This is a genomic window from Caulobacter sp. D5 (genome assembly GCF_003185805.1).
Lineage (GTDB): Bacteria > Pseudomonadota > Alphaproteobacteria > Caulobacterales > Caulobacteraceae > Caulobacter.
Genome location: NZ_QHJY01000204.1, coordinates 1 through 5,163, shown reverse-complemented (window position 1 = coordinate 5,163; position 5,163 = coordinate 1). Strand labels below are relative to the sequence as shown.

Sequence of the window (5,163 nt, the reverse complement as noted above, 5' to 3'; positions counted from 1 at the left end):
GAGCACGCCGCCTGGTTCGCCCGCATCGGCGAGGATCCCTCGCGCCGCTACTGGATCATCCCGCTGCACGGCCTGCCCGTCGGCCTGGCCAACGTCGTCGACATCGACCACAGCAACCGCCGCTGCACCTGGGCCTACTACCTCGCCGATCCGGCCGTGCGGGGCTTAGGGATCGGCAGCTTCGTCGAATACTGGGTCATCGAGCACGTCTTCAACGACCTGGGCCTGGAGAAGCTCTGGTGCGAAGTCCTCGAAGACAACGAAGCCGTCTGGCGCCTCCACATGACCTTCGGCTTCCAGCGCGAAGCGCTCTACCGCGCCCACGTGATCAAGGGCGGCGTGGCGCTGAACGTGGTGGGGCTGGGGCTGCTGCGGGCCGACTGGGAGGCGGGGGAGCGGGAGAAGGCGCGGGGGAAGCTGGCGGCGAAGGGGTTTGGGGTGGGGTGATGGCGGAGCGGCCTCTCGTAACCGGTCTCTTCAAGTGGGCTCGGTCGGTTCAACCTCCGTCGCAATTTCATTGGTAGCGATGGTTGTCACGTCCTCCTTCCGCCCCGGCACCGATACCTTCTCCGCGACGCGCACGATAATCCCCTCCCAAACCTGACGTTGGCGGTACTTTGGCAAATCCGCTCGATCCATCAAAGCTTGAATAGTGTTTATATCTGCGGCAATCCCCTCAGGAGCCCCGCGCTTACCGAGCAATGGAACTATTAGAACCATCGGAACAACCACCAAAATATGAATAGCTAGTGGCAATTCATTCAGATATCGAAATATACTTGAATTTGGATTTGCCACATAAATAACCCCAATCAACACATCTGTAATAATTCCAAACGCTATTCCAAATAGAAAGCGAATAGGATTGCTAGCACCCGCCACGCGAAACAAAAAACGCAATGCGAGAGTGACGAAATCAGTCATCAGGCGCGCACCCCCACAGCAAGGGCATCGAGTGTCGCCTCTAATTCGCCCTCAACCAACGGGCGCAATCCACCTGAACCAGGCGGAAGATCACCACCCTTTTCTCGCAAAAGAAACTCCACCAGCTCCTTAGCTTCTATCGGATTTGCACCGAAACTTCCCCTAATCACCCTAAATAAAAGAAGAAAATAATCCGCCAAACATATCACACATCCAATTCCAATATAATTGGCGTATGAAAAATACCCCAATCTCAAAAGGACAGCAAAACTTACAGCCCCCATCAAAGCGACCAAAAAGATTTGAATTCCGCGCCTCTTTGCATAAAACTCAGAAATATATTGGCTTGATTTTTCCGATTTTCTTATATAATTAAATAATCTACTTATTAAAAAAGTTACACGCTCCGGAATTGAACCGTCTACATACGACTCAATTCTATATATAAATCTTTCAATAATTGATCGACGCAATCTTTTTCCATCCGCAACGGCATTCGACGCCGCCAATAAAAACAAAGATAGAATACTGTAATCTTCAGATTCATAATCTAAAGACGACCTTAAATACCTAAATTCCTCCAAAACGCTTGATATTCCAGCAAAAAATCTAAATCCAAGTATTAAATTTAATACGTCAACAACGATTAGGAATGGTATATACACCGCTATGAAAGCTATATTTCTAATAAAACTTAGCAGCAAGATTAGAACGCGAAAACCCGCCAAAGCTCCCTCCCCGAAAAACGACCCCGAAGTCAAAATGACCACTTAAAATTGCATAAAAGCAGATCTACTCGCGACAAAAAATGGTATTCCGCTACTTTTTGAAGGGAAACGAAGACCGAGCAAAATGAAGAACGCCGGAGCCTCAGCCGCATAGCAAAGCTCCGGTAGATCCTTGCTCCTCACCACAGACCGCCGCACGTCACCTGACCCGGACGTCGAAGCCTCCATATGCAGTATCCTGTACACTTCCCATACGAAGGCTCGATCAAGGACAAGCGGACGGTGCCTTCATCGACGGCCCGCATCGCCCTATCGAGCGCAAACCGCGCTGAGCGCGGGTACACGAACGATGGTGACGAGTTTGCCTCTTCGGGGGGTCAACGCCTCATGAGGTACTAGGCGGTAGGGTCGAGCGGGGTCTCCTCATCGATCTTGCCGATCAGAAACCCTGCGCCGAGCGGGCCGAACGGCGCGAAGCTGATCCCCAATTTCTCGCAGGCGGCCAGCCGCAGCACGGTGACAGGGCGGACGGCGCGGGCGCGCCGTGGGGAGTTCGGGCCCGGCCTCGGGAGGCCCAAATGCCCAGGAGCCGGAGCGTTGAGCCGGTGCTCACCGCCCTTGCGGTCGCCAGCGCGGTGCGGCGGCCCCTGGGTCCCGGCTCTACGCTGCGCTTCGGCCGGGATGACGACTGAGGGCGGCGGCCCTACCCCCGCCTCAAATCCCCCAGCGTCCGCAAATCCTCCCGCCCCGCCACCAGCGCCCGCACGGCGTCCGACGTGAACGCCGGCGTCTCCGCGTAGAGCGCCCCGTAGACCTCGCGCACGAAGGCCAGATCGGAGGGCAGGTCGACGGTCCAGCGGACGGCGCTTTCGTCGATCTCCTGCATCACGCCGTCGAGCATGAAGCGCTCCGGGCGGCGGTAGACGAACGGGGTGACGTGTTCGCGTTCGTAGGGGTCGGCGGCTTCACGGGCGGCCAAGCGCAGGAGGCCGGCGCTCAGGAGTTCGGCGTCGAGGCCGATGGGGTAGGTGCGCGCCGGGTGGGTGGTGGCCGAGTAGTCGGCGCCGACGGCCTGGTGGTGGACCAGCAGGCGCTCGATCAGGTCCGGGTCGGCCAGGGGGCAATCGGCGGTCAGGCGCAGGACGAGGTCGTCGTCGGCCAGGCCTTCGATCGCCCCGGCGAAGCGGGCCAGGACGTCGTCGAGCGGGCCGCGGAAGGCTTCGATCCCGGCAGCCTCCAGCGTCTCGGCCAGGACGTCGTCGCTGGCGTCGTCGGAGGTGGCGACGATCAGGCGGTCGAGCGAGGGGATGCGGCGCAGGCGCTCGATCTGGCGCAGGATCATCGGGGCGCCGACCACGTCGGCCAGCACCTTGCCCGGCAGGCGGGTGGAGCTCATCCGGGCCTGGAGGACGGCGGCGATCATGCGCGAGCCTTCTCGGCGAGAGCTTGGGCCACCTCGTCCATCACCCCGGCCCAGGTCTGGAGGGTCTCGGTGACGAAGGCGCGGGCCTGCGGGTACCAGGGGTAGCGGTCGGTGCCCAGGCGGGTCCAGGCCGCGGCGGCGGTGACGATCCAGATCGGCGCGCCGCAGGCCCCGGCCAGGTTGATGGTGGCGTTGGAGAAGCCGACCGTCAGGTCGAGCGCGCTGGTCAGGGCGGCGATGTCGTCGAGATCTTCCTTCAGGTCGATGCCCGGCGGGGTCCACAGGTCGACGCCGAATTCCTCGCGGGCGATGCGGATCTCCTCGTCGCAGTCGCCGTACTGGATGTTGACGAAGCTGACGCCGGGGGTGCGCAGCACCGGCTCCCACAGGCGGAAGGGCGAGAACAGGCGGGCGCGCTCGCCGTCGAGCTTGAGGCTCTTCCACAGCACGCCGACCTTCAGGCCCGGGCGGTCGGCCAGCACACCCCGCCAATGGGCGACGCGGTCGGGATCGGGGGTCAGGAAGCGCTCGCGGGCGGGGAAGCTGTCGGCCGTGGGGCGCAGGGTCTGGAGCAGCGAGGCGATCGGAGTCCAGGCGTCGAACTGGTCCCAGCGCTCGATCTCGAGGGCGGTGCGGTAGACGCGGCCTTCCAGCGCGACGGTGCGGTGGCGGGTGACGTCGGCGTCCGGGAAGCTGCGGGCGAACAGCGGCACGAGGCGGCGCTCGACCACCAGGGAGAGCTTGCCGTCGGGGCCGAGGGCGTCGGCCACGTCGGGCAGCAGACCGGCGAACATCACCTCGTCGCCCAGGCCCTGCTCGGCCATGACCAGCAGGCGCTTGCCGGCCAGGGGCTCGCCGGCGGCCAGTTGGCGGCCTTCCAGCACGAAGCGCGGGGCGTCGGGCAGGTCGGGCGAGGTGCGCCCCTCGTAGGCGGCCCAGCCCTCGGCGACGCGGCCCAGCGCCAGCAGGATGGTCGAGCGGGCGAACTGGATGGTGGCCACGTCCTCGCGGGCGACGCTGTGGCGGATGGCCTGGTCGCAGTCGGCCAGCGCCCCCTCGGCGTCGCCCAGGTCGAGCCGGGCGTAGGCGCGGTTGTGATAGGCCTTGGCGAAGGCGGGATCCAGGCGGATGGCCTCGTCGAAGAAGGTCAGGGCCGTGGCGCCGTCGCCCAGGCTGCACATCACCGTGCCCAGGGTGTTCCACAGGATCGGCTGCTCGGGATGGGCGCCGATGGCGGGCTTCAGCACCTCGATCGCCTCGGACTCGGCGTTGAGGTCGCGCAGGGCGCTGGCCAGGTTGTTGAGGCCGGCCACGTCGCCCGGCTGGTGGGCCAGGTGCAGGCGGAAGAGCTTGGCGGCGATGTCGGGCATGCCCATGCGGTAGGCCAGGCGGCCGACGTCGGCGGCCACCGCGTCCTGGTTGGGCAGCAGCTTCAGGGCGGCCTCGTAGCAATGCATCGAGGCGGCGAAGTCGCCCAGCTTCTCGCGGGCCACGGCCAGCACGTGCCAGGCCACGCCCAGGCCCTGGTCCTGCGAGAGGGCCTTCTGGGCCAGCTGCTCGGCCTTGGCGTAGTCGTGGCGGCGCACGGCCAGGATCGCCTGGTCGAGCAGGCGGCTCTGGGCGCTGTCGCGCACGCCCTGGGTGGCCTGCTTCAGCCGGGCCAGGGCCTCCTTGGAGGCGGAGTCGCCGACGGGGGCGGCCTTGAAGCCGACATAGGCGGCGGCCGGCGCGGCCTCCTGGCCCAGGGCCAGGGCGCTGGCCGAGACGGGCTTGGGACCGGCCTTCGTTGGAGCCGACCGGGCGGGAGCGGGGCGGTTGTGTCGCGAAGCCATGGCTCTCCTGCCGGTTGGTCGGTTGCGCGCACCATCTTGCCAGAGGATTAACGCGGGCTTTAGCGCGTTGTGGGGCCACCTCTCGCTTACCACCCTTTGTCGTCATCCCGGCCGGAGCGCGTAGCGCGCAGAGCCGGGACCCAGGGGCCGCCGCACCGCGCCGGTCGTCGCTGCGGCGCTTGATCGATCCACCGCGCCCAGTCCCCTGGGTCCCTGTGTATTGCGATAGGTGTCGAGCGCGAGCTTGATGGGTGGC

At 64.0% G+C, this 5,163-nt stretch carries 5 protein-coding genes; 1 reads left to right on the top strand and 4 read right to left on the bottom strand.

The genetic code is table 11. The features are described 5' to 3' along the window. Positions 1–447: UDP-4-amino-4,6-dideoxy-N-acetyl-beta-L-altrosamine N-acetyltransferase (pseH, locus tag DMC18_RS14320; RefSeq protein WP_110133032.1), on the top strand; the 447-nt coding region annotated here is incomplete at its 5' end. Positions 448–477: 30 nt separating this feature from the next. On the opposite strand, the gene DMC18_RS25655 is transcribed toward pseH, so the two are convergent. The 4 genes from DMC18_RS25655 to DMC18_RS14305 form a co-directional block, all read right to left on the bottom strand. Beyond that, positions 478–924, bottom strand: a complete 447-nt coding sequence (locus DMC18_RS25655; protein ID WP_146218078.1) for a hypothetical protein — start codon at positions 922–924, stop codon at positions 478–480. Then, positions 924–1,652, bottom strand: coding sequence for a hypothetical protein (locus tag DMC18_RS25650; RefSeq protein ID WP_146218077.1), 729 nt, complete (start codon positions 1,650–1,652; stop codon positions 924–926). The genes DMC18_RS25655 and DMC18_RS25650 overlap by 1 nt, the downstream gene beginning before the upstream one ends. A gap of 703 nt (positions 1,653–2,355) precedes the next feature. Then, the gene (locus DMC18_RS14310; protein ID WP_110133031.1) at positions 2,356–3,075 is read right to left on the bottom strand and encodes a cytidylyltransferase domain-containing protein; all 720 of its coding nucleotides are present in this window, start codon (positions 3,073–3,075) and stop codon (positions 2,356–2,358) included. After that, on the bottom strand, positions 3,072–4,907 hold the full coding sequence (locus tag DMC18_RS14305) for a tetratricopeptide repeat protein (RefSeq protein WP_110133030.1): 1,836 nt from the start codon (positions 4,905–4,907) through the stop codon (positions 3,072–3,074). The genes DMC18_RS14310 and DMC18_RS14305 overlap by 4 nt, the downstream gene beginning before the upstream one ends. Positions 4,908–5,163 lie beyond the last annotated feature (256 nt).

Excerpts from the sequence above, each read along its gene's own strand:
- DMC18_RS14310 (WP_110133031.1), bottom strand. The coding sequence starts at position 3,075 with ATGATCGCCGCCGTCCTCCAGGCCCGGATGAGCTCCACCCGCCTGCCG.
- DMC18_RS14305 (WP_110133030.1), bottom strand. The coding sequence starts at position 4,907 with ATGGCTTCGCGACACAACCGCCCCGCTCCCGCCCGGTCGGCTCCAACG.
- DMC18_RS25655 (WP_146218078.1), bottom strand. The coding sequence starts at position 924 with ATGACTGATTTCGTCACTCTCGCATTGCGTTTTTTGTTTCGCGTGGCG.